Origin of the sequence: Roseateles cavernae (assembly GCF_040187885.1) — a bacterium.
Lineage (GTDB): Bacteria > Pseudomonadota > Gammaproteobacteria > Burkholderiales > Burkholderiaceae_C > Roseateles_E > Roseateles_E cavernae.
This window is the reverse complement of record NZ_JBDPLH010000004.1, coordinates 87146-113971: the sequence shown is the minus strand read 5'-3', so window position 1 is coordinate 113971 and position 26826 is coordinate 87146. Positions and strand designations below refer to the sequence as shown.

The window sequence follows — 26826 nt, the reverse complement described above, 5'->3', positions numbered from 1 at the left end:
GGGGAGCGACGCATGAAAACTCGTGTCGATGCGGCAGCCCATGACAAGCAGCCGCTCGAACCCGCCAGCCGACTGGGGATGCAGCAAGGCCGGGCTGCCACAGGTCCTCGGCAGCAGCAGCAACATCAGCAGATCGCACAGCTGCAACAGAGCGTTCCAGACGCCAACAGGACCGGCTTGCCAGACTCGCTCAAGAACGGCATCGAAGCGTTGTCGGGCATGGACATGTCCGGCGTGCGCGTGCATCGCAACTCCAGCAAGCCGGCGGCGCTGCAGGCCCATGCCTATGCGCAGGGCTCAGACATCCATTTGGGGCCGGGGCAGGAGAGACATCTGCCACATGAGGCCTGGCATCTGGTGCAGCAGCGCCAGGGTCGCGTACGGCCGACCCGGCACAGCCAGGGTGTCGCGATCAACGACAGCCATGCGCTGGAGTCCGAAGCGGACCGTATGGGCGCCCGCGCGGGGCAGGTCGCGCAGCGCCGTGCGATGGCGCCCCTGCGGCACGCGGCCGGCTGCTGCTGTGGTAGTTGTGGCAGCAGCAACAGCGCGCAGTTGGTGAGGAGCGCCAGACTGGACGGAGCCGTGCAGCTGAAAACCTCGGTCAGCATCACCGATGGCAGCCAGACTGCCCAGGGAGAGAGCGGCCATGAGGACACGACACGCGGCCGTTTCGCCCAGTGGCCAGGACTGCGAAGCCGCTTCGAGGCTGTCGTCAACGCCCACACCATGCCCGAGCTCGACGACGGCGGCGTCGCCACCGGAAAGACCTACTCGCGCAACCGCTATATGTGCGCCGAGCCCAATGCCCTGGGCAATCTGCTGAACCACTATGCAAGCAGCACCACACATGGCTTGACCAACGGATACCTGGCCAGCTTGAGCTTCCCGGCACTGGCCATCGATGACAAGACCGGCGGTTCGATCGCGCCCTGCCCGGTTTGCTCGCAATGGGTGAGCGCGGTCGCGCCGATGGCGGTGCACACGCTGGGCGCGGTAGACATGGTCAACCAACGCGAACTCGACGCGCGCGACGAACTCCGGCGCGCCCGGCTGGCCGAAGAGGAAGAAGCCAGCCGAAGAGCGCAGGAGAAGGAACAGAAGAAGAAGGAACGCGAGACTCACAGCGCAGTCGACCTGGCTATTGATCAGACTATCGAGGCCCTGCTGGTCAAGAAGAAGGGCGAGCTCCAGCGCGCCCTGAAGGCGGCGCAGCCAGCCAGCACGGGAAAGAAGGCGAAGAAGGGGGCAACGGTCTTGTCCGATGGCGAGATCACCGCCTATCTGCGAGGCTGGATGGGCAGCCTGAAAGCCAGCAGCCCCCACACCATCAAGGTGCTGGCGACCTTCGACGAGGGCCAGGCCGATGAACTGACGGCCTGGGCCAGAAGCAACCACGAAGACGGCGCCTGAGTTCGCGCCCGCCGACAGCCTGAGATCCCATTGTGAAGACATCCCCCATCAGGCAGACCGCCCAGCAGCCACTGCCGCATGAGCCGGCAAGCCAGCAGGGGCCGCGCGGCGGCGCCAAGGCCGGTGGCGTGCGGCAACCTGCAGATCAAGTACCGCAGGGCTGCGAGTCGCAATGCTTGACGCCGTTCTTGATTGCAAACGAGGGTGCCCAAACGGGGACTGATTGGCGGAGATCTCATGAGCGACAAGACAGTAGACCGCCGGCGCCAAGCCCGCAGCCCGACCCGGCAAGCAGCAGCGGAGGCCGAGGCGAGCCAAGAAACCCCTGGGAGCAGCGCTGGCGGTACAGGGAGCCCACGCCAGTTGGCTCAGCGGGCACAGATTGACCAGCTTCGCGGGGCGATGCCGGCAGCCGGCGCAGCGACGCTGCAGTTGCAACGGAACAAGGCCGGCCTGGCTTCGGCCAAGGCCGATCGCCGGGCCGAGCGGCAAAGGCGCGGCGACCGGGGCCGGCAGGAGGCTCGCCGGCAAGAGCCCCAGGACTTCGATCCGGGCAGAATTGGCCACGCCCCCACGGGTGAGGTCGGCGTCATGCTGACCCTGCTGATGCTGCTCGGCCAGATCAACGGGGCCGGGGCGCAGCCTTTGACGGCGCGCGCCCCCCGTTCCCTGGCCCGGCATGCGCCTGACCATCTACCGGACCATCAGCCGGAGGCTCAGAGGAATTCGACGGCCCTGGCCCCGCAGCGGCCAGGGTCGCTCGCCCTGCCACAAAGTAGCCCGCTGCTCACATCGCCCGCGCGCCTGGGGATGCCATCGATGGGCCTGCTGCCCCTCGATAGGCCCACCACAGAGACCCACCGCCCGACGAATTCGACCGCCCTGACCACCCGGGCCCAGCCCCGTCCGCCGGAACGTCCGCTGATCGAGGGGCAGCGCACGATGACATCCACAGCGATCCTGCCCACGCCGAGGCGCCCGAGCGACGACATGTGCGCACTCAACGAAACAGGCATGGCGACGCAGAGTGACAAAGTCGCCTACGGCAAGCTTGCCCACGTTCGCTGTGACCCGCTCGTCGAAGCCTTGTGCGGCGAGGCGCGCAGCAATCCCATTTACAACGGCACCTTGTCGGAGGTGGATCAGGTCTGCAAGGACGTCCAGATCACCGACCCCGTGAACAAGCCCGGCGCTTGTGTATTCAATGCCAAAGGCGACGGCGCGGGCAAGCTGTCTTGTAAAGCGCTGGACAGCTATGACGACACCAAAATCGGTCACGAGCTGGAGCATGCCGTGGACAGCTGCCGCATGCAGCAAGGCGGAGGGAGCCTGGGCCGGAATTACTGGGGCGTGGTCTCCGAAATACACGCGCACACTGTGCAGGCCGCGATTGCCAAGAACAACCAGGAGAAAGGCCTCAAGGTCGAATCGAGGGATCTCTCGCTCATGAAGGACTTCGATGCCGGCTGCATCATGCCCAGCTCGGCTGCCAAACTGGACAACGTGGATGCCGGCATGTGGGCCATCGTGCACAGCTACCACAAGCTCTATGTGCAGACCGATTTGAGCCTGCCGGACTTGCTGGCCATGTATGGCAAAGAAATGGCCAAGGCCCACGCCCGCTATACGGACATGACTCAATCTTCAAGCTACATCTCGGCAAAGGATCCGAGATACAAGGCCATCAAATAGTGGGTCGGCCAGAGACCCGTACCGGGCCGGTCTGACCTGGTCGGTAGCGGACCAGGTAGGGGCCTAGGTACGGCACTCAGCGGTCGAGCAAGCGGGTCGGATCGGCAAGACTTTCCAGCGCCTGCCCCTCCCGCGCCAGCAACTTCTCCAACGCCGGCAGCAGCGGCCCCAGCCGCTCCTCGATGGCCTCACGCACCGTGTCGACGAACACCTGCGTCTGCCGCTCGATCTCGATGTTCAGACCTGAGCCCACCTCCTTCTCGCCGAAGGTGGTCATGCGCAGGGTTTCCGGGATCAGCCAGACTTCGAACCAGCCGGCGCCGCCGGGTTCGCGGTGGGCTTCGGCGACGGTCAGGCTGGCGCCGTTGATCGCGATATAGCCCTTGGCGAAGATGTAGCGCATCCAGGGCGCGGGCACCGCGATGCGCAGCACATGGTTGTTCTCGGGCCGGCGGATCTCGGCCACCGTGGCCATGAAGTCCACATGGCCGGAGAGCGGGTGGCCGCCGATCTCGGCGCCGTCGCGCGCGGCGCGCTCGACATTGATGCGGCTGCCCTGGCGCAGGCCGGCCAGCGTGGTCAGGTTCAGGCTTTGCTGCATCACATCAAAGTCGGCCCGGGTATCGCCCTGCAGCGCGGTGACGGTCAGGCAGACGCCGTCGCTGGCGACGCTGGCGCCGATCTCCAGGCCGTGGCAGAAGCCCGGCGGGAACTCCAGCGAGAAGCTGCGCAGGCCGGGCTTGTCGGTGATGGCGGCGACTTCGGCGATGCCTTGAACAATGCCGGTGAACATATCAGTGCGTCGCTTTCAAAGATGGCGCGAGAAGGTCTCGGCCGAGAAGCCGACCGTCAGGCGGCCGTCGTCCCATTCGATGATGGGGCGCTTGATGACGCTGGGCTGGGCCTGCATCAGCGCGGCCGCGCCGGCGGCGTCCGCCGCAGCGGTCTTGGCCGCCTCGTCGAGCTTGCGCCAGGTGGTGCCGGCACGGTTGAGCACACGCTCCCAGCCCAGTTCCTTGAGCCAGCGCTGCAGCTGCTCGGGCGGCACGCCGGCGCGCTTGTAGTCGTGGAAGTGGTAGCTCAGGCCCTGATCGTCCAGCCAGGCGCGCGCACGCTTCATCGTGTCGCAGTTGGGAATGCCATAAACAGTAATCATGGGGCGGGAAGTTACCATGAAGCCATGATCGACTGGCTCGACGAGGCTTCTCTCGACTTTCCGCCCTCCTCCCGCGCGCTCGGCCCCGACTCGGACGCGCCGGGTCTGCTGGCCGCCGGCGGCGACCTGAGCCCGGCACGGCTGACGGCCGCCTATGCGCGCGGCATCTTTCCCTGGTACGGGCCGGACCAGCCCATCCTGTGGTGGGCACCGGACCCGCGCATGGTGCTGCAGACGCGGCACTTTCGCCTGACCCGTTCGCTGCGCAAGACGATTGCCCGCTTCGTGCGCACGCCGGGCTGCGAGATCCGCGTCGACAGCGCGACGCCGGCCGTGCTGCGCGCCTGCGCCGAGGCGCCGCGCGAGGGCCAGAACGGCACCTGGATACTGCCCGAGATGCAGGCCGCCTATGCCCGTTGGGCCGTGCTGGGCACGGTGCACAGCGTCGAGACCTGGGTCGACGGCGAGCTGGTCGGCGGGCTCTACGGCGTCAACCTGGGCCGCATGTTCTTCGGCGAATCGATGTTCATGCGCGCCACCGATGCCTCCAAGATCGCGCTGGCGGCCCTGGTCTGCCTGTGCCGCCAGCACGGCATCCCCTGGATCGACTGCCAGCAGAACACCCGGCACCTGGCCTCGATGGGGGCGGCCGAGGTGGCTCGGCCCGAGTTCGAAGCCCATCTGCGGCAGTTTGTTGGGCAGTCCTCCCCACAATCCTGGGTCTTCCGGCCCGCGCTATGGGACTGGCTGCAGGCAGAATCGGCCCCAGCCTCAACCACCCTCAAGCCCGCCACGTCGTGACCCATCCCAAAGAGCTACCGCTGTCGCAGCTGCAGTTCTACGCCACAGCGCCCTACCCCTGCAGCTATCTGCCGGACCGCCAGGCGCGCTCCCAGGTCGCCACGCCCAGCCATCTGATCCATGCGGACGCCTACTCGGGTCTGGTCGAGGCGGGTTTCCGGCGCAGCGGTCTGTTCACCTACCGGCCCTATTGCGACGGCTGCAAGTCCTGCGTGCCGATGCGCATCCCGGTGGCGGCCTTCCAGCCCTCGCGCAGCCAGCGCCGCGCCTGGAAGCAGCATGGCGACCTGAGCGTGCATGTGATGCGCCTGGGCTTCAGCGAAGAGCACTACCAGCTCTATCTGCGCTACCAGGCCGGCCGCCACTCGGGCGGCGGCATGGACCACGACAGCATCGACCAGTACACCCAGTTCCTGCTGCAAAGCCGCATCAACTCGCGCCTGGTCGAGTTCCGTGCGCCGGCCGCGCCGGGCGAGGAGGAAGGAGCGCTGAAGATGGTGTCCATCCTCGATGTGCTCAGCGACGGGCTCTCGGCCGTCTACACCTTCTACGAGCCCGATGAGGCCGCCAGCTACGGCAGCTACAACGTGCTGTGGCAGATCGCGCAGGCCCGTGAGCTGGGCCTGGCCCACCTCTATCTGGGCTACTGGATCGCCGAGAGCCAGAAGATGGCTTACAAGGCCCGCTTTCGTCCGCACGAGCTGCTGCGCGACGGCCAGTGGCAGGTCGCCGAGGCCTGATACCAGCCTCGCCCACTTGGCGCGATGCGCACAACTGGACTCTTTTCGGTATTTAAAATTACCAGAAATTACATACAAACCAAGGGTTAACTACGATACCAGCCTTCACATTGGTATCTAAAGTCCGTCTCACTACGGGGGCACGAGCAGTCCGCTTCTTGTAGCTGCAAGCCGATGGCGCCCACGCGCCTGGCTATGGTCAAGACCATTGCGCAGCAGTAACAAGCGCACCGAACGCGGGAGACGTTCATGGACATGCGAACCCTGGTGCTGGGCCTGTGCGGCCTGCTGCTGAACAGCAGCGCGCTGGCGCTGGACTGCAGCCCCCTGCCGGACTGGACAGCCACTGGTATCTACACCGCCGGCCAGCAGACCCGCGATCAGGGCCGCGCCTACAGTGCCAACTGGTGGAACCAGGGCGCGGCACCGGCGACCAACGCCGGGCCCTGGCAGGTCTGGAAGCTGCTGGGCAGCTGTGACGGCGGCGGTGCTGGCAACAAGCCCCCCGTCGCCAGCTTCAGCAGCCAGACCAGCCGGCTGAGCGTGAGCTTCGATGCCAGCGCCTCCAGCGATGCCGACGGCAGCATCAGCACCTGGCGCTGGGACTTCGGTGACGGCGCCACGGCGGCGGTCGCCAAACCCAGCCACCGCTATGCCCGCGCCGGCACCTATGCGGTGAGCCTGACCGTCACCGACAACCAGGGCGCCAGCACCAGCCGCAGCGCCAGCCTGACCGTCTCCAGCATCGCCCGCGACCCGGTCACCGGCAAGTACACGCTGGCCCTGGCCGATCTGCTGGCCAGCGAGGCCGCGCTGACCGACAGCCCGCTGTTCCGCGCGGTCAAGGCCTCGGTCGCGACCCGGCCCCATGCCCTGGTCACCGCCGTGGGGCCAGGTCTTGCCGGCAACCCTGACAACGTCAAGCGGGTCGAACGCCTGCTGGGCGCGACGCAATGGGAGTTCCTGTTCCCGCTGCGCCATCCCTCCTACACCTACACCGGCTTGCTGCAGGCCATCGCCAAGTTCGGCGGCGTCTGCGCCAGCTACGCCGACGGCCGCGACAGCGACGCGATCTGCCGCAAGACCCTGGCCACGATGTTTGCCCACTTCACCCAGGAAACCGGCGCGCACGACCGCAACCATGCCATCCCCGAGTGGCGCCAGGCGCTGTACTACGTGCGCGAGGCCGGCTGCAGCGAGGACGGCTACGGTTGCCCCTACAACAATGAATGCCGGCCCGAGACCTGGCAGGCCCAGGTCTGGCCCTGCGGCAAGGACGCCCAGGGCCGCTACAAGCAGTACTTCGGCCGTGGTGCCAAGCAGCTCTCCTACAGCTTCAACTACGGGCCCTTCTCGGACGCGATGTTCGGCGATGTGCGGGTGCTGCTGAACGCGCCCGAGCAGGTCGCCGACACCTGGCTGAACCTGGCCTCGGCGGTGTTCTTCCTGGTCTACCCGGCCTCGCCCAAGCCCAGCATGCTGCATGTGCTGGACGGCAGCTGGCAGCCCAATGCGGCCGACCTGGCGCTGGGCATACGCCCCGGCTTCGGCGCCACCACCAACATCATCAACGGCGGCATCGAATGCGGCCAGGGCAGCGAAAAGCCTCAGTCGCTCAACCGCATCGCCTACTACCGCCAGCACGCGGCCGTGCTGGGCGTGCCCATCGCGGCCACCGAGGAGCTCGGCTGTGCCCAGCAAAAGCGCTTCGAGGTGGGCGGCGCCGGCGCACTGAACATCTTCTGGGACCAGGACTGGTCCTACCGCGCCGACATGCCGGAGGGCAAGACCTTTGCCTGCAAGACGGTCGGCTACCAGACCGCCTACTCGGCGCTCAAACCCGGCGACTACCAGCGCTGCGTCGAGAAGTATTTCGACGTGATCGTCCAGCCCTAGCCCGCAGCCCCCGTCTTACCCGGCCCGACCCGTGCCCCGAAAGGCACAGGGGTCAGGTCTTGCTCGTCCGTTCATTTCCCCTCATGCAAGGAGTCATCCCATGCGTTCTCCCCAGCTACTCGTGATGCTGATGGCCGGAGGCCTCAGTCCCCTGGTCCTCGCCTATGACTGCAGCGGCCTGGCCGACTGGAGCGCCGCGGCCGTCTACACCGGCGGCCAGAGCGTCAAGCACAACAACGCCGCCTACCAGGCCAAATGGTGGACCCAGAACAACTCGCCGGCCACCAACTCGGGCCAGTGGGATGTCTGGAAGCCGCTGGGCGCCTGCGATGGTGGCCCGGTCAACCAGCCGCCGGTGGCCAGCTTCAGCGCCGCGGTCCAGGGTCTGACGATCACGGTCAACGGCAGTGCCTCCAGCGACCCGGACGGCAGCATCGCCGCCCATGCCTGGAGCTTCGGCGACGGCGCCACGGCCAGCGGCGCCACCGCCAGCCGCAGCTATGCGGCGGCCGGCAGCTACACGGTCACGCTGACCGTGACCGACAACAAGGGCGCCAGCGCCAGCCGCTCGCAGCAGCTCACGGTGACCAGCGGCCCTGTCAACCAGCCGCCGACCGTGGGCCTGAGCGCGCCGACGGCCGGCGCCAGCCCGACCGCCGGCGACGCGGTGACCCTGGCGGCCAACGCTGCCGACAGCGACGGCAGCGTCGCCAAGGTGGGCTTCTACGTCAACGGCGCCCTGGTGGCCGAGGACACGAGCGCACCCTTCAGCGTCAGCTGGACGGCGCGCGCCGGCGTCGCCGACATCGTCGCCCGCGCCACCGACGACAAGGGTGCGGCCACCGACAGCGCCGCCGTTCGCATCACGGTGCGCGGCCAGGTGGTCGGCGAGGAGCGCTGCCGCCCCGAGGGCCTGGCGACCACGCCGGGTACCGCACCGGCCTACTGCAAGGTCTATGACGAGCAGGGGCGCGAAAAGATGGGGGTCGACAAGCCCCGCCGCGTGATTGGCTACTTCACCAGCTGGCGCACCGGCAAGAACGGCCAGCCGGCCTATCTGGCCTCCAACATCCCCTGGGGCCAGCTGACCCATATCAACTACGCCTTCGCCCATGTGGACGCGGCCCACAAGGTCTCGATCGGCAATGCCGCCGATCCGGCCAATGCCGCCACCGGCCTGACCTGGCCCGGCGTGGCCGGCGCCGAGATGGACCCGGCTTACGCCTACAAGGGCCACTTCAACCTGCTGAACAAGTTCAAGAAGCAGTATCCGCAGGTCAAGACCATGATCTCGGTCGGGGGCTGGGCCGAGACCGGCGGCTTCTTCAATGCCAGCGGCCAGCGCGTCGCCAGCGGCGGCTTCTACACGATGACCACGAATGCCGATGGCACGGCCAACACGGCCGGCATCAGCGCCTTCGCCGACTCGGCCGTGGCCTTCATCCGCCAGTACGGCTTCGACGGCGTGGACATCGACTACGAGTACGCCACCAGCATGAAGGACGCCGGCAACCCGGACGACTTCGCGATCTCCAACGCCCGCCGCGCCCATCTGCTGAAGAACTATGTGCTGCTGATGAAGACGCTGCGCGAGCGGCTCGATGCCGCCGGCCAGCAGGACGCCCGCCACTACCTGCTGACGGTGGCCGCGCCCTCCTCGGCCTATCTGCTGCGCGGCATGGAGAACCACCAGATCACGCCCTATCTGGACTACGTCAACATCATGAGCTACGACCTGCACGGGGCCTGGAACCAGTTCGTCGGCCCCAATGCGGCGCTCTACGACGACGGCAAGGACGCCGAGCTCGCGGCCTGGAGCTACTACCCGGCGCCCCAGTACGCGCGCATCGGCTACCTGAACACCGACTGGGCCTACCACTACTTCCGCGGCGCGCTGCCGGCGGGCCGCATCAATATCGGCGTGCCCTATTACAGCCGCGGCTGGAAGGATGTGGTGGGCGGCACGAACGGGCTGTGGGGCCAGGCGCCCCAGGCCGACCAGAGCAAGTGCCCGGCCGGTACCGGCGGCGGCACGGTGCAGAAGTGCGGGGCCGGTGCCGTCGGCATCGACAACCTCTGGCATGACCTGGACGTCGGCAACCGTGAGGTGCCGGCCGGCTCCAACCCGCTATGGCATCTGAAGAACCTGGCCGAGGGCCGGCCCGGCAGCTATCTGGCCGCCTATGGCCTGAACCCGGCCACCAACCCGGCCGACCAGCTGATCGGCAGCTATGCCCGCCACTACGACCCGACCCTGGTCGCACCCTGGCTGTGGAACGCGCAGAAGAAGGTCTTCCTGTCGATCGAGGACGAGCAGTCGCTGGGCGTCAAGGCCCAGTATGTGGCGGACCGCGGCATCGGCGGCGTGATGTTCTGGGAGCTGGCCGGCGACTACGGCTGGAACGCCCAGCGCGGCGAATGGGGCATGGGCAGCACCTTGACGACGGCGCTCTACAACAAGTTCAAGACCGCCACGCCCTATGGCAACACGCTGACCGCACCGGGCCAGGCGGCCCTGCCCGCCGAGGTGCTGGACATCGGCTATGCGATCTCGGGCTTTGCACTCGGCGATGCCAACTACCCGATCAACCCGACGCTGACGCTGACCAACCGCACAGGCAGCACGCTGCCCGGCGGCACCGAGTTCAGCTTCGATGTGCCCACCGCGATCCCGGCCACCCTGACCGACCAGAGCGGCTTCGGCCTGACGGTGGTGCAAAGCGGCGCCAATCCGGCCGGCCACAACATCGGCGGGCTGGCCAAGGACTTCCACCGCGCCAGCTTCAAGCTGCCCGGCTGGCAAAGCCTGGCCCCGGGCGCCAGCGTCCAGGTCAAGCTGAACTACTACCTGCCGATGCCCCTGCCCAGCAACTGGGTCGTGAGCTTCGGCGGCAAGAGCTACGGCCTGGCCCAGGAAGCCCGCCGCGGCACCCAGCCGGCCACGGCCGCTGCCGCTGCCAGCAACAAGACCTCGACGCTCAAGCGCTGAGTCCCCTCCCTCACCCAAGGACATCACCCATGAAGAACGCCTATCGATTGATCGCCCTGGCCGCCGCGATGGCCGCCGGCTCGGCCCAGGCCTATGACTGCAGCGCGGTGCCGGCCTGGACCGCCGCCGACATCTACACCGGCGGCAAGCTGGCCCAGCAGAACAGCAAGGCCTACCAGGCCAAGTGGTGGACCCAGAACAACTCGCCCGCCACCAACTCCGGCAGCTGGGACGTCTGGAAACCGCTGGGCGACTGCGACGGCAACCCGCCCGTCGACACCACGCCGCCCAGCGTGCCCGCCGGCCTGAGCGCCACCGGCGCCACCAGCTCCAGCATCAGCCTGAGCTGGCAGGCCTCGACCGACACCGGCAGCGGCGTGGCCGGCTATGAGCTGCTGCGCGGCGCCAGCCTGATCGCCTCGCCCACCGGCACCAGCCACACCGACAGCGGCCTGAGCGCCGGCACTGCCTACAGCTACACGGTGCGCGCCAAGGACCGGGCCGGCAATGTCTCGGCCGCCAGCGCCGCGCTGCTGACCAGCACGGCCAACGGCGCCTGCGCCGCGCCGCCGGCCACACCCGCCGGGCTGAACGCCACCGGCACCAGCAGCAACAGCGTCAACCTGGCCTGGGGCGCGGTGGCAGCCGGGCCCAACTGCACGGTGCAGTATCGCGTGCTGCAGGGCTCAAGCACGGCCGCCACCGTGGCCAACCCGGCCGCCAGCGTCACCGGCCTGAGCCCCGACACCGCCTACAGCTTCAGCGTCGTCGCCTTCAACCAAGCCGGCGCCTCCCAGCCCTCGGCCGCGATCTCGGTGCGCACCCAGGAGCTGGGCGGTGGCGACAAGACGGTGCTTGGCTACTTCGCGCAATGGGGCATCTACGGCCGCAACTACCTGGTCAAGAACATCGACACCAGCGGCTCGGCCCAGCACCTGACCCATATCAACTACGCCTTCGGCAATGTGCGCAACAACCGTTGCGAGGTCGGCGTGACCCAGGCGGTCAACGAGAACACCGGGGCCGGCGGCGATGCCTTTGCCGACTACACCAAGGGCTTCAGCGCGGCCCAGAGCGTGGACGGCGTGGCCGACCGCTGGGACCAGCCGCTGCGCGGCAACTGGGGCCAGTTGAAGAAGCTCAAGACCAAGTATCCCAAGCTCAAGCTGCTGATCTCGCTGGGCGGCTGGACCTACTCGCGCGGCTTCTCCGAAGCCGCAAAACCCGAGAACCGCGCCGCATTCGTCAAGAGCTGCATCGACGCCTATATCAAGGGCGATCTGCCGCGTGTCGAGGACGCCGGCGGTGCCGGCGCGCTGGCCGGTGTGTTCGATGGCATCGACCTCGACTGGGAGTATCCGAACGCCTGCGGCCTGGCCTGCGGCAAGCCCGAGGACCGCGAGAACTTCACCGGCCTGGTGGCCGAGTTCCGCCGCCAGCTCGACGCGCTGCGCCCGGGCCTGCTGCTGACCATGGCCGCGCCGGCCGGCATCGACAAGATCCGCGCCTTCGACCCCGGCCAGGCCCATCCCTACATGGACTTCATCAATGTGATGACCTACGACTTCCACGGCAGCTGGGAGGCCAGAACCAATTTCCATTCGCCGCTCTACGGCAGCACGGCCGACCCTTCGACCGGCGATGTGCGGCTCTACAACACCGACGATGCGCTGCAGGCCTACCTCGCCCAGGGCGTGCCGGCCACCAAGCTGAACCTGGGCATCGGCTTCTACGGCCGCGGCTGGACCAATGTGCCCAATGTCAACAACGGTCTCTACCAGAGCGGTGTCGCGGCACCGGCCACCTGGGAGCGTGGCAACGAGGACTACAAGGTGCTGAAGAGCCTGGGCTGGCCCAGCTTCGTCGACCCGCAAAGCCGCGCGCAGTGGATCTACAACGGCACGACCTTCTGGAGCTTCGACACCCCGGTGCAGATCCGCGAGAAGATGGACTACGTCAAGTCACGCGGCCTGGGCGGCGCCTTCTTCTGGGAGTTCAGCGGGGATGATGCCCAGGGCAGCCTGAGCAAGGCGATTGGCGAAGGGCTCAAGTAAGGGCCAGCCGCTGCAGTGTCTCCTCGGCAATGGCCAGGCAGCTGGTCAGGCCGGGGGACTCGATGCCCAGCAGATTGACCAGGCCGGGCACGCCGTGGCGCTCGGGGCCGTCGATGCGGAAGTCCGGCGCCGGCTCGCCCGGGCCATGGATCTTGGGCCGCACGCCGCTATAGGCCGGGGCCAGCGCGCCGTCGGGAAGCTCCGGCCAGTAGCGCCGCACATCGGCATAGAAGGCCTCGGCCCGGGCCGGGTCGACCTGGTAGTCGATCTGGCCTGGCTCGCTGACCTCGTCCAGCCACTGCGCGTCCGGTCCGAAGCGGGCCTGGCCGCCCAGGTCCAGGCTCAGGTGCACGCCCAGCCAGGCGTCCTGCGGCAGCGGATAGACCAGGCGCGCAAACGGCGCCTTGCCCTGCAGCGAGAAATAGCTGCCCTTGCTGAAATGCGCGGTCGGCACATGGGCGGCGTCCAGGCCCTCGGTCTGCGCGGCCAGCCAGGGCGCCGACAGGCCCGCCGCATTGACGACGATGGGGGCCAGCAGCTCCATCGTGCCGCCATCGTCGGTGCCCACAGTCAAGACCTGACCCTCGGGCGTGGCTCGCAAGGCCTGCACCGTCGAGGCCAGGCCGACCGCGCCGCCGGCGCGCTCCAGATCGCCCTGCAGGGCCAGCATCAGGCCATGGCTGTCGATGATGCCGGTCGAGGGCGACAGCAGGGCCGCCTCGCAGCGCAGTGCCGGCTCCAGGGCCTGGGCTTCCTCGCGCGCCAGCCAGCGCAGATCGTCAACGCCGTTGCGCGCGCCCTTGGCGGCCAGTGCCCGCAGCCCCGCCACCTGCTCGGGCCCGGTGGCCACAACCAGCTTGCCGCAGCGGCGGTGGGCGATGCCGTGGCTCTCGCACAGCGCATAGAGCTGCTGCTTGCCGGCCACGCAGAGCCGAGCCTTCAGCGAGCCCTCGGGGTAGTAGAGCCCGGCGTGGATGACCTCGCTATTGCGCGAGCTGACCCCGGTGCCGATGGCGGTCTCGCGCTCCAGCACCAGGGTTTCGAGCCCGCGCATGGCCAGCGCCCGGCCCACGGCCAGGCCAACGACACCGGCCCCGACCACCACCGCATCGACCTTGTCCATCACTTTATTCCCCGTGTAGTTCCTTGTGATCGCCGCGTTCGATGGCGTGGGCGATGACGGCCGCCGCATCGGGCGTGAAGCCGCTCAGCGAGCCGGGTTCCAGGTCCAGGAACTCGGCCACCTCGCCGTCCTGGTTGACCGGCCGGAACTCGGCCGGCAGGCGCAGATTGAAGACATGCAGGACCTCGTCGTGCAGGCCCTGGGCAGTCAGCCGCACCGTGCGCAAGGCACCGCCGGGCCGCAGCGCGGCGGACAGCGCCGCGTCGACACCGGCCTCCTCCCACAGCTCGCGCCGCGCGCAGGCCAGCGGCTCCTCGCCGGCGGCCAGGCCGCCGGCGGCCAGATTGTCCAGCAGGCCCGGGTCGGTCGGCTTGCTGAGCGCGCGCCGTCCGCACAGCATGCGGCCGTCGGGCCGCCAGCCATTGATGTGCACGGCCCGGCTCATCAGACCGAAGAAGCGGAAGGCCGCGCGCTCCATGCGGAACAGCTCGGTGCCGCGCGCGCTGCAAGGCTCGGCCAGCGGCGCCTCGCAGGCAAAGGCCTCGCCGCGCCAGCCCTGGATCGCGCCCTGGGCCAGCAAGGCCTCGGCAGCCGCCTGCATCGCGGCGGACAGATCGGCTACGCCCTCCCAGCGCAGCTCCTGGTCGGTCAGCCGGGCACCGGGCAGCAGCGGCAGCACCCGCGCCGCCCGCTCGGGGCTGAGCCAGCCCAGCGCCTGCTCGCCCAGCCGAAAGCGCAGCCAGTCCGTCGGCAGCGGCAACAGTACCGGCTCAGACATCGAGCCGCGTCTGGCCGCCCGGCTCGCGCAAGCGCGTCTGCGCCAGCACGCCGGCCGAGTCGAGGATGGGATAGGCGATCGAGCAGATATGGCTGTTGATGCGCTTCAGGTCGGTGATCAGGTCCAGATGCAGCGAGCTGGTGCCTATGCTCTGCATGGTGTTGTCCTGCAGGCGCGCGATATGGGTGGCCGCGTACTCGAGCTCGAGATCGCGGAAACGCGCCTTCTCCTCCAGCAGCTTCTGCGCATCGCGCACATGGCCGTCGAGGAAGACGCTCATGCCCAGGCGCAGATTGGCCAGCAGGCGCTCGTGCATATGGGCGATCTCGGCCATGCCGGCCTCGGAGAAGTTGCGGCCCTTCCTGATCTTCTTGTCCTCGATGTCTTCGAGGATGCGCTCTATCGTGTCGCCGATCTGCTCCATATTGATCGTGAACGAGACGATGTCGGTCCAGCGCCGCGCCTCGCGCTCGGACAGGGCCTCGCGCGAGATCTGGGTCAGGTAGAACTTGATCGCCGAGTAGAGCTCGTCGACCGTGTCGTCGAGCCGGCGCAGCTCGCCGGAGAGCTGGGTGTCGTCGTTCTTGATCACCGGCAGGATGCCGCGCAGCATGGTCTCGACCACATCGGCCTGGTGCAGGGCCTCGCGGGCCGCGCAGCTGATCGCCAGCGCCGGCGTGGCCAGGGCCATCGGGTCCAGATGGCGCGGCCGGCTCGACGCGGCCGGCGGCGGCGTCACCATGAAGCGCTCCAGCAGCCTGGCCATCGGCGTCACGAAGGCGATGAAGAGCAGCGCCATCAGGATGTTGAAGCCCAGGTGCAGCGCGATCACCTGCTGGTGCACGGTCGGCAGCCACTGCTGCAGCTCGACGTGGATCATCGGCAGCAAGGGCACGACCACCGCACAGGTCGCCAGCTTGAAGATCAGATTGCCCAGCGGCAGGCGGCGCGTCGAGACATTGGCCTTGGCGGTGGACAGCACGGCCAGCACGCCGCTGCCGACATTGGCCCCCATCACCAGGCCCATCGCCAGCGTGGCCGGCACCATGCCGGACTCGGCCAGGGTCGCGGTCAGCAGCACGACGGCCAGGCTGGAATAGGACATCACGGTCAGCAAGGCGCCGACCAGGATCTCCAGCATGATCTCGTTGGGCAGGGCCACCAGCAGCGCGCGCACCGCCGGGCTCTGGGTCAGCGGACCGGTGCTCGCGACGATCAGCTTCAGCGCCAAGGTGATGATGCCCAGGCCGATCGCCACCCGGCCGATGCGCCCGACCGTGGTCTTCTCCTGCGAGATGAACAGCACCACGCCGGTGAAGATCAGCGCTGGCGACAGCCAGGACAGATCGAAGGAGAACACCACCGCCATCAGCGCCGTGCCCATGTCGGCACCCAGCATCACGGCCAGCGCCGAGGCGGTCGACACCAGACCCTGGCCGACGAAGGAGGCGACGATCAGGCAGGTGGCCGTGCTGGACTGCACCAGGGTGGTCACGCCCAGGCCGGCGCTCATCGCGAAGAAGCGGTTGCTGACGCTGCGCGCCAGCACCTCGCGCAAATTGGCCCCGAAGATGCGCAGGACACCGGTGCGCACGATGTAGGTGCCCCAGACCAGCAGCGCGATGGCTGCCAATAGATTCAACAGATGCAACATAGGCGATTGATTCTGCTTGAAGCCCCGGCTGCTTCCCGGCACAGGTTGTTGCATTGCGCACAAACTTTCATATTTGGCAGCGCAATTCCGGCTTTGTTGCAAATGCGAATAGTTCCTGTTTAAATAAACACCCAACGCCAGCCCTCCAGCCAGCCCTTCGCAGCGCCGTGACCGTCACGGCAGGACATGGATGGCCCATGCTGGTTCCCCCCGCCCCTCATTTGCCCGCTACCGCAGCCGCCCGATCGCGCTGGCGCGGCAGACAGCTGCTGGGCCTGCTGATCGTCGGCGCCGGCCTGGCACTGGGCCTGCTGCAGCTCTGGCAGGGCCTGGCGCCGCCCCCGGCGATGCAGACCGCGCTGGGCGCTGGCGGCATGGCGGCGCTGGCCACCGCGCTGGGCGTGCTGCCGATGCTGTGCACCCGCTCGCCCGGCCGGCGCAGCCATGACGCCCTGCTGGGCTTCGGCGCCGGTGTGATGCTGGCGGCCTGCTGCTTCTCGCTGCTGGTGCCGGCCCTGGCCGCCGCCGGCCGCTTGGGCCATGGGAGCTGGGCCAGCGCGGTCGGCATCGGCGCGGCCCTGCTGGCGGGTGCGGCGTTGATCATGGGGGTCGAGCGCCTGTTGCCGCCCCAGCACGGTGGCGCCGGCACGGCCGGCCGGGTCGCCCCGCGCCGCGAGCGCGGCCTGTGGCTGTTCGTCATCGCCATCGTGCTGCACAACATCCCCGAGGGTCTGGCCATCGGCGTCGCGGCGGCCGGCACCGACGCGGCGCGCGCCACCGCGCTGGCCACCGGCATCGCGATCCAGGACGTGCCCGAGGGTCTGGTGGTAGCGCTGGCGCTGCAAAGCCTGGGCGTCGGCCGCTGGCGGGCGGCCGGCATCGGCGCGGCGTCGGGGCTGGTGGAGCCACTGGCGGCCGTGGTCGGTGCCGCACTGCTGGGTCTCAGCGCGGCACTGCTGCCCTGGGGCCTGGCCTTCGCGGCCGGCGCGATGCTCTTCGTCGTCAGTCACGAGGTCATCCCCGAATCGCACCGCCAGGGCCATGAGCGCCATGCCACGACCGGCCTGCTGATCGGCTTCGTGCTGATGATGGTGCTCGACACCGCCCTGGGATAAGTCAACCAAGCCACAGCCATGAACCCACCCACTCCCAACACCTGGACCCAGCTGACCTTGCAGGGCAACGAGCTGTTCGAGCGCGGCGAGCATCTGCGCGCCATCCTGGCCTACGAGCAGGCGCGCAGCCTGGCGCTGGCCTGCTTCAACGACTGGCCGGACGGCGAGGACGCGGTGGCCGCCGTGGTTGTCAGCACCTTGAACCTGGCCGAGGCCCAGGCCCGCGCCGGCGCGCTGGACGAGGCCGCCGAGCTGCTGGCCAGCGTGCACGCCAGCCTGCTGCGGGCCAGCCGCAACAGCGACCTGCACGTCTCGCTGCGCGATGCGGCGACGCGACACCTGCGCGAGACCCAGGCCGCGCTGCTGCGCTTCGAGGCCCAGCACGGCGCCCATGCCGAGCTGCGGCGCTGCCTGTGCCCGGACTGCTATGCCGAGCTGCACGGCAGCCCCTACAACGCCCGCACCCTGCACTGAACCCGCCGACCGCATGAGCGCTTCCGACCATATCGCCGACATCCAGTCGATGGGCCTCAAGGCCACCATGCCGCGCATCAAGATCCTGCGCATATTCCAGCGCACCGCCCAGCGCCATCTCAGCGCCGAGGACGTCTACAAGGCCTTGCTGGCCGAAGATGCCGACATCGGCCTGGCCACCGTCTATCGCGTGCTGATGCAGTTTGCCCAGGCCGGCCTGCTGTCGCGCCATCACTTCGAGCCCGGCAAGGCGGTGTTCGAGCTTGACGAGGGCAGTCATCACGACCATCTGGTCTGCCTGAACTGCGGCCGGGTCGAGGAATTCGTCGACGAGGAGATCGAGCAGCGCCAGCGCGAGATCGCGCTGCGCCACGGCTTCGAGCTGCAGGACCATGCGCTGGCCCTGTATGGCTATTGCTCGGCGCCGCAGTGCCAGGGCACGGGGCGGTTGCGGCCGGCATGAGGGCTCGCCGCCCAAGAAAAAAGCCCCCGAGGTCGATGACTTCGGGGGCTTGATCTGGTGGGCGGTGCAGGGTTCGAACCTGCGACCCCTGCCGTGTGAAGGCAGTGCTCTACCGCTGAGCTAACCGCCCGGTATCTGGGGCGCAACGACCGGTTCAGAATGGGTGACCCCGATACGATTGCCGGAGTCATTCAATATTCTGGTGGGCGGTGCAGGGTTCGAACCTGCGACCCCTGCCGTGTGAAGGCAGTGCTCTACCGCTGAGCTAACCGCCCGGTCTGGTCGTCCGACAAATCCTTTCAAATCGCTTTGGAAGAATTCATCAACCGGGAAGCCCACGATTATGCCATGGCTTTATCGCGGCAATCAAGCCGCTTGCCAGATTCTTTTGCCGCCGCTGGCCTTGTCGAGTTCGGCCAGCACTTTGTCATGAGCTTGCAGCTCGGCCTCGCTGGCCTGCAGCACCGGCAGCGCAAAGCGGCTCAGATCGACCGCCTCGACCCGCAGCTCGCCCGGCTGGTTCGAATGGCTGCTGCCACCCTCGTCGATCACCAGCGAATCCTGCCCGCGGGTCAGGCGGATATAGACCTCGGCCAGCAGCTCGGCATCGAGCAAGGCGCCGTGCAGGGTGCGGCTGGAGTTGTCGACCTCCAGGCGCCGGCACAGCGCGTCCAGCGAATTGGCCTTGCCGGGGAACATATCGCGCGCCATCAGCAAGGTGTCGAGCACGCTGCCGACATGGTCGGTGATCGGCGGCTTCTTCAGGCGCTTGAGTTCGGCATTGACGAAGCCGATGTCGAAAGGCGCGTTGTGGATCACCAGCTGGGCGCCGGCCAGGAAGTCCAGCAGCTGATCGGCCACCTCGGCGAACTTGGGCTTGGTCGAGAGGAATTCCTCGGTCAGCCCGTGCACCTTCAGCGCTTCCTCGTGGCTGGCGCGCTCGGGGTTGACGTAGAGGTGCAGGTTGTTGCCGGTGAGCTGACGGTTGACCATCTCGACGCAGCCGATTTCAACCAGGCGGTCGCCGCCCTCGGCATACAGGCCGGTGGTTTCGGTATCGAAGAAGATTTGACGCATGAAGAAAAACTCAGTTGGCTTGGCGGCGGCTGGCCCAGAGCCAGATCAGCACACCGGCCGCGATCATCGGCAGCGACAGCCATTGTCCCTGACTCAGATTGAAGGCCCGCAGGCCCAGGAAGTCGTCCGGCTCGCGGAAGAACTCGGCCAGGAAACGCATCAGCCCATAGCCGATCAGGAAGAGGCCGGACACCTGGCCGGTCGCGCGCGGCTTCTTCGCATAAAACCACAGCACGACAAAAAGCAGCAGGCCTTCGCCGAGGAACTGGTAGAGCTGCGAGGGATGGCGCGGCACGCCGCCATCGCCGGCCTGCGGAAAGATCATCGCCCAGGGCAGGCTGGGGTCGGCCGCCCGGCCCCACAGCTCGCCGTTGATGAAGTTGCCGATGCGCCCGGCCGCCAGGCCGGTGGGCACGCAGGGCGCGATCAGGTCGGTGACCTCGAAGAACTTGCGGCCGCGCAGCCTGGCAAACAGCGCCATCGCGACCAGCACACCGAGCAGGCCGCCATGAAAGGCCATGCCGCCCTTCCAGACCGCCAGCACCTCGCCGAGGTGGTGCAGGTAGTAGTCGGGCTTGTAGAACAGCACATAGCCCAGCCGCCCGCCCAGCACCACGCCCAGCACGCCGAAGAACAGCAGGTCGTCGACATCGCGCTTGCTCCAGCCGGCCGCCGCGAACTGCGGCTGGCGCACTTTCAGATTGGCCAGCCACAGGAACAAGCCGAAGGCGGCCAGATAGGTCAGGCCGTACCAATGCACGGCCAGCGGGCCGAGGCTGATGGCGATGGGGTCGAACTGGGGGTGGACCAGCATGGCGTAAGCACCTCTTGAAGCAAGCCGCGCATCATAGTGGGCGGCTCATCATGTCAAACCGAGGCAAGCCTGGACATGCTGGACAAAGCGACGCACCGCCGGCCCGGCATCGGGGCGCCAGATCAGGCTGGTCTCGCAGACCGGCACCCTGCCGGCCACGCGCTTGTAGACCACGCCGCTGCGCTGCAAGCCCATCACCGACTCCGGCACCCAGGCCGCGCCCATGCCGGCGGAGACCAGGTTGACGATGGTCTGCATCTGTATCGCCTCCTGGGCGATCACCGGTGCGGCCTGCTGATCGCGGTAGAAGGCCAGCACCGCATCGAACAGCGAGGGCGCTATTTGTCGCGGGAAGATCACCAGCGGCAGCGCCAGGATGTCGGCGGCCGCCAGCTGCGCTTTGGCGGCCAGCGCCTCCTCGGCGCTGAGCGCCAGCACCATGGGCTCGCGGGCGATGCCCAGGGCCTCGAAGCCGGCCGGCAAGGCGCCCGGCGCATGGATCACGAAGCCGGCGTCCAGATCCTCGCCGGAAAACTGCTGCAGCTGCACGTCCAGCGTGGCCTCGCGCAGGCTCAGCACGATGTCGGGCTGCTGCTCGCGGAAAGCGCGCAGCCAGCGCGGCAGCTCGCCGAAACCGACGGTCGAGACAAAGCCCAGCCGCACCCGGCCGCGCTGGCCCTCGGCGGCCGCGCGCACCAGGGTGCCCAGTTGCTCGGCCTCCAGCAGCAGGCGCCTCGCCTGCGGCAGCAAGGCCTCACCGGCCGGGCTCAGCCGCACCGAGCGGCTGCTGCGCTCGAACAGCGGCGCGCCAAGCGCCTGCTCCAGCTTCTGGATCGCCTGGGTCAGCGGCGGCTGGGTCATGTGCAGGCGCAGGGCCGCCCGGCCGAAATGCAACTCCTCCGCAACGGCAAGGAACTGGCGCAGGCTTCTGAGCTCAATCATTGCTTCAATACATATCAATCATCATTGAATAATATATTTGATAAACGATCACCGGCCGCGCAAACTGCAGCAATTCTGAGGAGACACCCATGTCAGCGATCAACCGCCGTTCCAAGAACATCACCGAGGGCGTGGCCCGCGCCCCGAACCGCTCCATGTATTACGGCATGGGCTACCAGGAGAGCGACTTCGGCAAGCCGATGATTGGCATCGCCAACGGCCACTCGACGATCACGCCCTGCAACTCCGGCCTGCAAAAGCTGGCCGATGCCGCCGTGATCGGCCTGAAGGCCGCCGGTGCCAACCCGCAGGTTTTCGGCACACCGACGATCTCGGACGGCATGGCCATGGGCACCGAGGGCATGAAGTACTCGCTGGTCTCGCGCGAGGTGATCTCCGACTGCGTGGAGACCTGCGTCGGCGGCCAGTGGCTGGACGGCGTGATGGTGATCGGCGGCTGCGACAAGAATATGCCCGGCGGCATGATGGGCATGCTGCGCGCCAATGTGCCGGCCATCTACATCTATGGCGGCACCATCAAGCCCGGCCATTACAAGGGCCAGGACCTGAACATCGTCAGCGTCTTTGAGGCGGTCGGTCAGTTCAGCGCCGGCAAGATGAGCGAAGAGGATTTCTGTCAGATCGAGAAGCGCGCCATCCCCGGCAGCGGCTCCTGCGGCGGCATGTACACGGCCAATACGATGAGCTCGGCCTTCGAGGCGCTGGGCATGAGCCTGCCCTATTCCTCGTCGATGTCCAATGTCGAGGACGAGGTGGTGGTCAACACCCAGAAGGCTGCCGCCGTGCTGGTCGAGGCCGTCAAGGCCGACCTGAAGCCGCGCGACATCGTCACCAAGAAAGCCATCGAGAACGCCGTGGCCGTCATCATGGCGACCGGGGGCTCGACCAATGCGGTCTTGCACTTCCTGGCCATCGCCCACGCGGCGGAAGTGGACTGGACCATCGACGACTTCGAGCGCATGCGCAAGAAGATTCCGGTGCTGTGCGACCTGAAGCCCAGCGGCCAGTTCCTGGCGGTGGACCTGCACAAGGCCGGCGGTATCCCGGCCGTGATGAAGGTGCTGCTGAAGGCCGGCTTGCTGCATGGCGACTGCATCACCATCACCGGCAGGACCGTGGCCGAGAACCTGGCCGAGGTGCCCGAGCTGCGCGCCGACCAGGCCGTGATCCGCGACGTCAGCGCGCCGATCTACGCGCAGGGCCATCTGGCCATCCTGAAGGGCAATCTCTCGCCCGAGGGCGCGGTCGCCAAGATCACCGGTCTGAAGACCCCGGTGATGACCGGCCCGGCCCGGGTCTTCGAGGACGAGCAATCGGCGCTGGCCGCCATCATGGCCAACAAGATCGTGGCCGGCGACATCATGGTGCTGCGCTATCTGGGCCCCAAGGGCGGCCCGGGCATGCCCGAGATGCTGGCGCCGACCGGCGCGCTGATCGGTCAGGGCCTGGGCGAGAGCGTGGGCCTGATCACCGATGGCCGCTTCTCCGGCGGCACCTGGGGCATGGTGGTCGGCCATGTGGCCCCCGAGGCCTATGCGGGCGGTGTGATCGCGCTGGTGCAGGAGGGCGACAGCATCACCATCGATGCCCACCAGCTCAAGCTCGAGCTGCATGTGGACGCCGCCGAGCTGGCGCGCCGCAAGACGCTGTGGCAGCAGCCGGCACCGCGCTACACCCGCGGCGTGCTGGCCAAGTTCGCGAAGACCGCGTCGAGCGCCAGCTCCGGTGCGGTGCTCGACCTGTTCGAGTAACGGAAGTGTAGAAAAAGCGGCGCCGGCTATTTGCGGCGCTGCTTCTCGCTCTGGCCCAGCGCTTCGAGCGAGCGCTCGCGGCGCGCTTCCTTGCGCTGGTCCATGCGTTGCATGGCCTTTTTCTGTGTATAGCCGCTGGCATCGGCCCAGGCCCACCACAGCACGGCCAGGCCGAAGGGCGCCAGCACCCAGAGCCAGCTCCACTCGCTGACCGGCGCCACGCCCACCAGCTTGAGCAGCAAGAGCACGACACCGACGGCCATCAACAACATCACACGACTCCTTTGATCCATGCCGCCCCATAAAATCGCGGGCGAGGCTATGCTGTCAGCACTGTAGTGCAGATTGCACCGACCAGCCCTCCGAGATTGTTGAGCCGAAAGGAAACCATGAAATCCTCTCTGATTGCCCTGGCCACACTGGCCGCCACCCTGGCCGCTCCGGCCGCTTTTGCCAACGCCGAACTGGCACAGAAGAAGAACTGCATGGCCTGCCATGCGACCGACAAGAAGCTGGTCGGCCCGTCCTACAAGGACGTCGCGGCCAAGTACGCCAAGGACAAGGACGCCGTCAAGAAGCTGGCCGAGAAGATCATCAAGGGCGGCTCCGGCGTCTGGGGCCCCGTGCCCATGCCCGCCAATGCCCAGGTCAATCCGGCCGAGGCCGAGGAGCTGGCCAAGTGGGTGATGACGATCAAGTGAGCGTCCGAGCGCCATAAAAAAAGCCCCGCACAGCGGGGCTTTTTCATTGCAGGCCGGCGAGCTCAGTAGGCCTGGCCCAGCTGTTCCAGGATGGCGGGGTTCTCCAGCGTCGAGGTGTCCTGTGTGACGCTCTCGCCCTTGGCCACCGAGCGCAGCAGGCGGCGCATGATCTTGCCGCTGCGGGTCTTGGGCAGGTTGTCGCCGAAGCGGATGTCCTTGGGCTTGGCGATCGGACCGATCTCCTTGGCCACATGGTCGCGCAGCTGCTTGGCGATGGCCTTGGCCTCGTCGCCGGTCGGGCGCGGACGCTTCAGCACGACGAAGGCACAGATCGCCTCGCCGGTGGTGTCGTCCGGACGCCCCACCACGGCCGCCTCGGCCACCAGCTCGGTGCAGCTGACCAGGGCCGACTCGATCTCCATCGTGCCCATGCGGTGGCCGGACACGTTCAAGACATCGTCGATGCGGCCGGTGATCGTGAAGTAGCCGGTTTCGGCATCGCGGATCGCGCCGTCACCCGCCAGGTAATAGCCCTTGAGCTCGGCCGGGTAGTAGCTCTTCTTGAAGCGCTCCGGGTCACCCCAGATCGTGCGGATCATCGAGGGCCAGGGCTTCTTGACGACCAGGATGCCGCCCTGCCCGTTGGGCACGTCGTTACCCAGTTCGTCGACGATGGCGGCCGTGATGCCCGGGAAGGGCAAGGTGCAGGAGCCCGGCACCAGCGGCGTCGCGCCCGGCAGCGGCGTGATCATGTGGCCGCCGGTCTCGGTCTGCCAGAAGGTGTCGACGATGGGGCAGCGGCCGCCGCCGATATTCGCGTGGTACCACTCCCAGGCGGCCGGATTGATAGGTTCGCCGACCGAGCCGAGCAGGCGCAGGCTGCTCAGGTCATAACGCTTCGGGTGCACGGCCTCATTGCTCTCGGCCGCCTTGATCAGCGAGCGGATCGCGGTGGGCGCGGTGTAGAAGATCGTGACCTTGTGTTTCTCGATCATCTGCCAGAAGCGGCCGGCATCCGGGAAGGTCGGGATGCTCTCGAACACGATCTCGGTGCCGCCCAGCGCCAGCGGGCCATAGGTGATATAGGTGTGGCCGGTGACCCAGCCGATGTCGGCGGTGCACCAGAAGATATCGTCGGGCTTCAGATCGAAGGTCCACTTGGTCGTCAGCGCCGCATGCAGCAGATAGCCGCCGGTGCTGTGCTGAACGCCCTTGGGCTTGCCGGTCGAACCCGAGGTGTAGAGCAGGAACAGCGGGTGCTCGGCCTCGACCCATTCCGGCGCGCAGTCGCTGGACTGGCCGGCCACGATCTCGTGCAGCCACTGGTCGCGGCCCGCGACCCAGCCGATCGCGCCGCCGGTGCGCTTGTAGACGATCACATCCTCCAGGCTCGGGCAGCTGTTGTCGGCCAGGGCCTCGTCGACGATGGCCTTCAGCGGCAGGGCCTTGCCGCCGCGCTGCTGTTCGTCGGCGGTGATCAGCATCACCGCGCCGGCGTCCTGGATGCGGTCGCGCAAGGATTGCGCCGAGAAGCCGCCGAACACCACCGAATGCGTCGCGCCGATGCGGGCGCAGGCCTGCATCGCAGCCACGCCCTCAACCGACATCGGCATATAGATGACGACCCGGTCGCCCTTTTTCACGCCACGGCTCTTCAGCGCATTCGCCAGCTGGGACACACGGACCAGCAACTCGCTGTAACTGACCTTGGTGACATCGCCGTTGTCGGCCTCGAAGATCAGCGCGGTCTTGTCGCCCAGGCCGGCCTCGATATTGCGGTCCAGGCAGTTGTAGGAGACGTTCAGCCGGCCATCCTCGAACCACTTGAAGAACGGCGCCTCGCTGTCGTTGAGCACCTGGGTGAAGGGCGTCTGCCAGCTGATCAGCTCGCGCGCCTGGCGGGCCCAGAAGCCCTGGTAATCGGCCTCGGCCTCGGCCACCAGGGCCTGGTAGCCGGCCATGCCTTTGACATGGGCCTGGGCCTGCCAATCGGCGCTGGGCAGGTATTGCTTGTTGCTCTGTGTCATCGCTATGTCTCCTCGGGCATCCAAGATCGCTGATCGCTGGGTCAGGACTGTGCGTGCAGTCTCTGACGAAGCGCTTACTCTAACCCCGTAACCGGGCGTGATCGGCCCGCGCTGCGGTCGGACCCCGGGGCCCTAGAATCGCCCGCTACCGAACCCTTGAGCCGTCCCCCATGAGCACACGCCGTCTGCGCCCCTTGCCCAATCTGATCTTTGCCAGCCGCTGGCTGCAGCTGCCGCTCTACCTGGGCCTGATCCTGGCCCAGGGCGTCTATGTCTTCCAGTTCTGGACCGAGCTGGTGCACCTGATCGAGGCCGCTTTCGGCAACCAGGACGCGCTGGCGATGCTGGTCAAGAGCATTGGCTACAAGGCCACCGTGATCAAGGATGCGGCCGGCGTGGTGACCGGCTACGAGCCGATCGCCAAGCTCAACGAGACCATTCTGATGCTGGTCGTGCTGGGCCTGATCGACGTCGTGATGATCTCCAATCTGCTGATCATGGTCATCATCGGCGGCTACGAGACCTTTGTCTCGCGCATGGGCCTGGAAGACCACCCCGACCAGCCCGAGTGGTTGAGCCATGTCAATGCCTCGGTGCTGAAGGTCAAGCTGGCGACCGCCATCATCGGCATCTCATCGATCCATCTGCTGAAGACCTTCATCAACGCCGACAACTACACCGAGAAGACCCTGATGTGGCAGACCCTGATCCACATCGCCTTCCTGTTCTCGGCCATCGCGATCGCCTATACCGACAAGCTGCTCAACGCCAATCACAGCGGCTCGGGCAAACACTGACCCCGTTCAGGGCTGCGGCTGATCGGCCGGCAGCTCGGCCTTGGACGGCTGGCGCTGATGCAGCGCCGCCTTGGCCAGCAGATTGGCCGAAACCGGCGCGGTGATGAAGATGAACAGCGTGATCAGCAGCTCGTGCAGACCGTGATCGCCCTGGGCCCAGTGGATCAGCAGGCTGGCCAGCAGCACGCCGCCGACGCCCAGCGTGCTGGCCTTGGTCGGTGCATGCAGGCGCATGAAGAAGTCCGGGAAGCGCAGCAGGCCGATCGCGCCCACCAGCGCGAACACCCCGCCTATCACCAGCAGCGCAGCGACCAGGGCTTGCAGGGCCCAGTGCAGCTCGTTCATCGT

General features: G+C 67.5%; 24 protein-coding genes and 2 tRNA genes. 13 read left to right on the top strand and 13 right to left on the bottom strand.

Going from position 1 to position 26826, the window contains the following annotated elements; genetic code table 11:
- Positions 1-12 precede the first annotated feature (12 nt).
- Together ABGI63_RS14005 and ABGI63_RS14000 are read left to right on the top strand one after the other, a co-directional pair.
- The gene (locus tag ABGI63_RS14005; protein WP_349743000.1) at positions 13-1413 is read left to right on the top strand and encodes an eCIS core domain-containing protein; all 1401 of its coding nucleotides are present in this window, start codon (positions 13-15) and stop codon (positions 1411-1413) included.
- Between the two features lie 237 nt (positions 1414-1650).
- Entirely contained in the window at positions 1651-3105 is a 1455-nt protein-coding gene (locus tag ABGI63_RS14000) for a hypothetical protein (protein WP_349742999.1), read from the top strand.
- A gap of 76 nt (positions 3106-3181) precedes the next feature.
- Here the strand turns inward: ABGI63_RS14000 and ABGI63_RS13995 are convergent, their stop codons facing one another.
- The gene (locus ABGI63_RS13995; protein WP_349742998.1) at positions 3182-3898 is read right to left on the bottom strand and encodes a riboflavin synthase subunit alpha; all 717 of its coding nucleotides are present in this window, start codon (positions 3896-3898) and stop codon (positions 3182-3184) included.
- Positions 3899-3913: 15 nt separating this feature from the next.
- A complete protein-coding gene (locus ABGI63_RS13990) occupies positions 3914-4261 on the bottom strand; it encodes an ArsC family reductase (RefSeq protein WP_137942021.1) in 348 nt (115 codons plus the stop codon).
- A gap of 24 nt (positions 4262-4285) precedes the next feature.
- On the opposite strand from ABGI63_RS13990, the gene aat reads away from it, so the two are divergent.
- The 5 genes from aat (at position 4286) to ABGI63_RS13965 (ending at position 12741) form a co-directional block, all read left to right on the top strand.
- The gene (aat, locus tag ABGI63_RS13985; RefSeq protein WP_262970482.1) at positions 4286-5062 is read left to right on the top strand and encodes a leucyl/phenylalanyl-tRNA--protein transferase; all 777 of its coding nucleotides are present in this window, start codon (positions 4286-4288) and stop codon (positions 5060-5062) included.
- Positions 5059-5802: an arginyltransferase gene (locus tag ABGI63_RS13980; protein WP_349742997.1), complete on the top strand. Its 744-nt coding sequence runs from the start codon at positions 5059-5061 to the stop codon at positions 5800-5802. The genes aat and ABGI63_RS13980 overlap by 4 nt, the downstream gene beginning before the upstream one ends.
- Positions 5803-6051: 249 nt before the next feature.
- On the top strand, positions 6052-7698 hold the full coding sequence (locus ABGI63_RS13975; RefSeq protein WP_349742996.1) for a glycoside hydrolase family 19 protein: 1647 nt from the start codon (positions 6052-6054) through the stop codon (positions 7696-7698).
- A 100-nt stretch (positions 7699-7798) separates the two neighbouring features.
- The gene (locus ABGI63_RS13970) at positions 7799-10687 is read left to right on the top strand and encodes a chitinase C-terminal domain-containing protein (protein WP_349742995.1); all 2889 of its coding nucleotides are present in this window, start codon (positions 7799-7801) and stop codon (positions 10685-10687) included.
- A gap of 29 nt (positions 10688-10716) precedes the next feature.
- Positions 10717-12741 carry a glycosyl hydrolase family 18 protein gene (locus ABGI63_RS13965; RefSeq protein WP_349742994.1) on the top strand — a complete coding sequence of 675 codons (2025 nt, stop codon included), beginning with the start codon at positions 10717-10719 and terminating at the stop codon, positions 12739-12741.
- Here the strand turns inward: ABGI63_RS13965 and ABGI63_RS13960 are convergent.
- From ABGI63_RS13960 to ABGI63_RS13950, 3 genes are read right to left on the bottom strand one after another with little or no spacing between them, the layout of a single operon-like run.
- Positions 12734-13864, bottom strand: a complete 1131-nt coding sequence (locus tag ABGI63_RS13960) for an NAD(P)/FAD-dependent oxidoreductase (RefSeq protein WP_349742993.1) — start codon at positions 13862-13864, stop codon at positions 12734-12736. The two genes, ABGI63_RS13965 and ABGI63_RS13960, sit on opposite strands and share 8 nt — an antisense overlap.
- Before the next feature lie 4 nt (positions 13865-13868).
- Complete coding sequence (locus ABGI63_RS13955) at positions 13869-14642, bottom strand: NUDIX hydrolase (protein ID WP_349742992.1); 774 nt, start codon at positions 14640-14642, stop codon at positions 13869-13871.
- Positions 14635-16296 carry a Na/Pi cotransporter family protein gene (locus ABGI63_RS13950; protein ID WP_349742991.1) on the bottom strand — a complete coding sequence of 554 codons (1662 nt, stop codon included), beginning with the start codon at positions 16294-16296 and terminating at the stop codon, positions 14635-14637. The genes ABGI63_RS13955 and ABGI63_RS13950 overlap by 8 nt, the downstream gene beginning before the upstream one ends.
- A gap of 197 nt (positions 16297-16493) precedes the next feature.
- Between ABGI63_RS13950 and ABGI63_RS13945 the strand changes: the two genes are divergently transcribed.
- The 3 genes from ABGI63_RS13945 to fur are packed head-to-tail and all read left to right on the top strand — an operon-like array spanning position 16494 to position 18348.
- Entirely contained in the window at positions 16494-17411 is a 918-nt protein-coding gene (locus tag ABGI63_RS13945) for a ZIP family metal transporter (RefSeq protein WP_349742990.1), read from the top strand.
- Positions 17412-17429: 18 nt separating this feature from the next.
- Complete coding sequence (locus tag ABGI63_RS13940) at positions 17430-17885, top strand: DUF2753 family protein (protein WP_349742989.1); 456 nt, start codon at positions 17430-17432, stop codon at positions 17883-17885.
- Between the two features lie 13 nt (positions 17886-17898).
- The gene (fur, locus tag ABGI63_RS13935; RefSeq protein WP_349742988.1) at positions 17899-18348 is read left to right on the top strand and encodes a ferric iron uptake transcriptional regulator; all 450 of its coding nucleotides are present in this window, start codon (positions 17899-17901) and stop codon (positions 18346-18348) included.
- Positions 18349-18403: 55 nt separating this feature from the next.
- On the opposite strand, the gene ABGI63_RS13930 is transcribed toward fur, so the two are convergent.
- From ABGI63_RS13930 to ABGI63_RS13910, 5 genes are all read right to left on the bottom strand, one after another.
- Positions 18404-18478, bottom strand: a tRNA-Val gene (locus ABGI63_RS13930).
- A 70-nt stretch (positions 18479-18548) separates the two neighbouring features.
- Positions 18549-18623 (bottom strand) — tRNA-Val (locus tag ABGI63_RS13925).
- 91 nt (positions 18624-18714) lie between these two features.
- Positions 18715-19425: a DNA polymerase III subunit epsilon gene (dnaQ, locus tag ABGI63_RS13920; protein WP_349742987.1), complete on the bottom strand. Its 711-nt coding sequence runs from the start codon at positions 19423-19425 to the stop codon at positions 18715-18717.
- A 10-nt stretch (positions 19426-19435) separates the two neighbouring features.
- Positions 19436-20239 (bottom strand): prolipoprotein diacylglyceryl transferase, encoded by an 804-nt coding sequence (lgt, locus tag ABGI63_RS13915; RefSeq protein WP_349742986.1) that lies wholly within the window; start codon positions 20237-20239, stop codon positions 19436-19438.
- Positions 20240-20287: 48 nt separating this feature from the next.
- Complete coding sequence (locus ABGI63_RS13910; RefSeq protein WP_349742985.1) at positions 20288-21181, bottom strand: LysR family transcriptional regulator; 894 nt, start codon at positions 21179-21181, stop codon at positions 20288-20290.
- 89 nt (positions 21182-21270) lie between these two features.
- On the opposite strand from ABGI63_RS13910, the gene ilvD reads away from it, so the two are divergent.
- On the top strand, positions 21271-22953 hold the full coding sequence (ilvD, locus tag ABGI63_RS13905; RefSeq protein ID WP_349742984.1) for a dihydroxy-acid dehydratase: 1683 nt from the start codon (positions 21271-21273) through the stop codon (positions 22951-22953).
- 26 nt (positions 22954-22979) lie between these two features.
- Here the strand turns inward: ilvD and ABGI63_RS13900 are convergent, their stop codons facing one another.
- Positions 22980-23225: a TIGR04438 family Trp-rich protein gene (locus ABGI63_RS13900; RefSeq protein WP_137942006.1), complete on the bottom strand. Its 246-nt coding sequence runs from the start codon at positions 23223-23225 to the stop codon at positions 22980-22982.
- 117 nt (positions 23226-23342) lie between these two features.
- Here ABGI63_RS13900 and ABGI63_RS13895 point away from each other — a divergent pair, with 117 nt between their 5' ends.
- The gene (locus ABGI63_RS13895) at positions 23343-23654 is read left to right on the top strand and encodes a c-type cytochrome (RefSeq protein WP_349742983.1); all 312 of its coding nucleotides are present in this window, start codon (positions 23343-23345) and stop codon (positions 23652-23654) included.
- A gap of 62 nt (positions 23655-23716) precedes the next feature.
- Here the strand turns inward: ABGI63_RS13895 and acs are convergent, their stop codons facing one another.
- A complete protein-coding gene (gene acs, locus ABGI63_RS13890; RefSeq protein ID WP_349742982.1) occupies positions 23717-25681 on the bottom strand; it encodes an acetate--CoA ligase in 1965 nt (654 codons plus the stop codon).
- A gap of 170 nt (positions 25682-25851) precedes the next feature.
- Between acs and ABGI63_RS13885 the strand changes: the two genes are divergently transcribed.
- On the top strand, positions 25852-26478 hold the full coding sequence (locus tag ABGI63_RS13885; RefSeq protein WP_349742981.1) for a TIGR00645 family protein: 627 nt from the start codon (positions 25852-25854) through the stop codon (positions 26476-26478).
- Positions 26479-26484: 6 nt separating this feature from the next.
- Here ABGI63_RS13885 and ABGI63_RS13880 read toward each other — a convergent pair whose 3' ends face one another.
- On the bottom strand, positions 26485-26823 hold the full coding sequence (locus ABGI63_RS13880; protein ID WP_349742980.1) for a Na+/H+ antiporter subunit G: 339 nt from the start codon (positions 26821-26823) through the stop codon (positions 26485-26487).
- Between the last annotated feature and the right edge of the window lie 3 nt (positions 26824-26826).

Coding starts and splice junctions, on each gene's coding strand:
- ABGI63_RS14000 (WP_349742999.1), top strand. CDS start 1,651: ATGAGCGACAAGACAGTAGACCGCCGGCGCCAAGCCCGCAGCCCGACC.
- ABGI63_RS13885 (WP_349742981.1), top strand. CDS start 25,852: ATGAGCACACGCCGTCTGCGCCCCTTGCCCAATCTGATCTTTGCCAGC.
- ABGI63_RS14005 (WP_349743000.1), top strand. CDS start 13: ATGAAAACTCGTGTCGATGCGGCAGCCCATGACAAGCAGCCGCTCGAA.
- ilvD (WP_349742984.1), top strand. CDS start 21,271: ATGTCAGCGATCAACCGCCGTTCCAAGAACATCACCGAGGGCGTGGCC.
- ABGI63_RS13995 (WP_349742998.1), bottom strand. CDS start 3,898: ATGTTCACCGGCATTGTTCAAGGCATCGCCGAAGTCGCCGCCATCACC.
- ABGI63_RS13900 (WP_137942006.1), bottom strand. CDS start 23,225: ATGTTGTTGATGGCCGTCGGTGTCGTGCTCTTGCTGCTCAAGCTGGTG.
- ABGI63_RS13940 (WP_349742989.1), top strand. CDS start 17,430: ATGAACCCACCCACTCCCAACACCTGGACCCAGCTGACCTTGCAGGGC.
- acs (WP_349742982.1), bottom strand. CDS start 25,681: ATGACACAGAGCAACAAGCAATACCTGCCCAGCGCCGATTGGCAGGCC.
- lgt (WP_349742986.1), bottom strand. CDS start 20,239: ATGCTGGTCCACCCCCAGTTCGACCCCATCGCCATCAGCCTCGGCCCG.
- ABGI63_RS13910 (WP_349742985.1), bottom strand. CDS start 21,181: ATGATTGAGCTCAGAAGCCTGCGCCAGTTCCTTGCCGTTGCGGAGGAG.
- ABGI63_RS13975 (WP_349742996.1), top strand. CDS start 6,052: ATGGACATGCGAACCCTGGTGCTGGGCCTGTGCGGCCTGCTGCTGAAC.
- ABGI63_RS13970 (WP_349742995.1), top strand. CDS start 7,799: ATGCGTTCTCCCCAGCTACTCGTGATGCTGATGGCCGGAGGCCTCAGT.
- fur (WP_349742988.1), top strand. CDS start 17,899: ATGAGCGCTTCCGACCATATCGCCGACATCCAGTCGATGGGCCTCAAG.
- ABGI63_RS13880 (WP_349742980.1), bottom strand. CDS start 26,823: ATGAACGAGCTGCACTGGGCCCTGCAAGCCCTGGTCGCTGCGCTGCTG.
- aat (WP_262970482.1), top strand. CDS start 4,286: ATGATCGACTGGCTCGACGAGGCTTCTCTCGACTTTCCGCCCTCCTCC.
- ABGI63_RS13960 (WP_349742993.1), bottom strand. CDS start 13,864: ATGGACAAGGTCGATGCGGTGGTGGTCGGGGCCGGTGTCGTTGGCCTG.
- ABGI63_RS13955 (WP_349742992.1), bottom strand. CDS start 14,642: ATGTCTGAGCCGGTACTGTTGCCGCTGCCGACGGACTGGCTGCGCTTT.
- dnaQ (WP_349742987.1), bottom strand. CDS start 19,425: ATGCGTCAAATCTTCTTCGATACCGAAACCACCGGCCTGTATGCCGAG.
- ABGI63_RS13990 (WP_137942021.1), bottom strand. CDS start 4,261: ATGATTACTGTTTATGGCATTCCCAACTGCGACACGATGAAGCGTGCG.
- ABGI63_RS13895 (WP_349742983.1), top strand. CDS start 23,343: ATGAAATCCTCTCTGATTGCCCTGGCCACACTGGCCGCCACCCTGGCC.
- ABGI63_RS13945 (WP_349742990.1), top strand. CDS start 16,494: ATGCTGGTTCCCCCCGCCCCTCATTTGCCCGCTACCGCAGCCGCCCGA.
- ABGI63_RS13965 (WP_349742994.1), top strand. CDS start 10,717: ATGAAGAACGCCTATCGATTGATCGCCCTGGCCGCCGCGATGGCCGCC.
- ABGI63_RS13950 (WP_349742991.1), bottom strand. CDS start 16,296: ATGTTGCATCTGTTGAATCTATTGGCAGCCATCGCGCTGCTGGTCTGG.